At 62.4% G+C, this 1738-nt stretch carries 2 protein-coding genes; both read left to right on the top strand.

Annotation, left to right across the window (positions count from 1 at the left end; translation table 11 throughout):
- The coding region (locus tag ACE3S9_RS19245) for a putative nucleotidyltransferase substrate binding domain-containing protein (RefSeq protein ID WP_374548086.1) at positions 1–1136 on the top strand (1136 nt) is incomplete at its 5' end.
- A gap of 8 nt (positions 1137–1144) precedes the next feature.
- Positions 1145–1738, top strand: a 594-nt coding sequence (locus ACE3S9_RS19240) for a 3'-5' exonuclease (protein ID WP_374548085.1), incomplete at its 3' end; no start/stop codon positions are given.

Raw genomic sequence — 1738 nt, 5'->3', positions numbered from 1 at the left:
ATCCGGACGAATTCGTCTCGCAGGCGCTGCTGCTGATGACGAAATACAACAAGCGCCGCATCGTGGTGAAGGAGGGCGAGCATTTCCTCGGCATTCTCGAGGACATCAATCTGCTCAGCTTTTTCGCCGGCAATTCCCAGCTTGTGGTCGGGCGCATCGACCGCGCCTCGACGCTGGCCGATCTGGGCGCCGCCGCCAAGCAGATCGCCGAACAGGTGCGGCCGCTGCGTCGGCAGGGCGTCAAATTCGAAGTGGTGGCGGAGATCATGTCCGATCTCAACCGCCGCCTGTTCGCCAAATTGTTCGACCTGCTCTGCCCACCGGAAATGCGCGACAAATGCTGCCTGATCGTGATGGGCAGCGAGGGGCGCGGCGAACAGACCATCCGCACCGACCAGGACAATGGCCTGATCCTGGCTGGGCCGGTGGACGAGGCGGCGCTGAACCGGTTCCGCGAGCAATTTTCCGGCGCCCTGGCGGACTTCGGTTTCCCGCCCTGTCCCGGCCATGTGATGGTCAATAATCCGCTCTGGTCGCGCACGCTGGCGCAATATATCGCCGATTTCGGCTCGTGGACGACGACGCCCGACGAACAATCGGCGATGAATGTCGCGATCTTCTTCGACGCCGAGGCGGTCGCCGGCGACGCGTCGCTGCTGGCGCGCGCGAAAAAGGAGCTGGTCGAGAAGGTCGCCAACGAACGCGTCTTCCTCGCCCGTTTCGCCAAGGCGATCGAGTCCTTCGAGCCGCCGATCGGCCTGTTCAACACGCTCAAGACGTCCGAAGGCGAGGGCGACGCGCTCGATCTGAAAAAAGGCGGCATTTTCCCCATCGTCCATGGCGTGCGCTCGCTCGCCATCGAACAGGGGCTGGAGGAGACCAATACCGTCAAGCGGCTGAACAAACTGGCGGAGCTTGGCCTGATCAACGAGGAATTCGCGCGCGATCTCGCCCGCGCGCTGGATTATCTGATGACGATCCGGCTCGACGCGCAGATCGAGGCCGCCAAAAGCGCCAGCCTGCTCAAGCCGGCGACTCTCAGCAGCATGGATCGCGACCTGTTGCGCGACTCCTTCCAGGTGGTGAAGCAATTGCGCGATCTCGTGCGCCGTCGCTTCAACCTCGCCATGTTCTAGGGCGCGCCATGGCCCTGCGCTGGATCATGCGGCTGATGGACAAGGTTGCGCTCTCTGACAAGAGCTATTCCTTCCTGTTCGAGCCGGGACCGCCGGACGAAGTCGTCTCGATCGATTGCGAAACCACTGGCCTTGATCCGCGCCGCGACGAAATCATTTCCGTCGCCGCGATCAAGATTCGCGGCGACCGCATTCTGGCGAGCGAGACCTTTCAGGCGGTGGTGCGCCCGCGCGTGGCGATCGCGGCGGCGGCGATCAAGGTTCACGGCCTGCGCGAGATCGACGTCTGCAATGCGCGGCCGATGAGCGAGATCCTGCCGGACCTGCTGCATTTCATCGGCGGGCGGCCGCTGGTCGGCTATTACATCGATTTCGACATCGCCATGCTCAACAATCATGTCGCGGAATTTATCGGCATCCATTTGCCCAACCCGCGCATCGAAGTGTCGGGCATTTATTACGACCGCAAATATGGCGACGCGCCGCCGGGCACGCAGATCGACCTGACCTTCGCCAATATCCTGCGCGACCTGAACCTGCCTCTGTTCAACCAGCACGACGCTTATTCCGACGCGCTGATGACCGCGATGATCTATGTGGGT

Source organism: Rhodoblastus sp. (assembly GCF_041915505.1).
Classification (GTDB): domain Bacteria; phylum Pseudomonadota; class Alphaproteobacteria; order Rhizobiales; family Beijerinckiaceae; genus Rhodoblastus.
The sequence above is the reverse complement of the archived record's forward strand: the minus strand, read 5'-3'. Positions and strand labels throughout refer to the sequence as shown.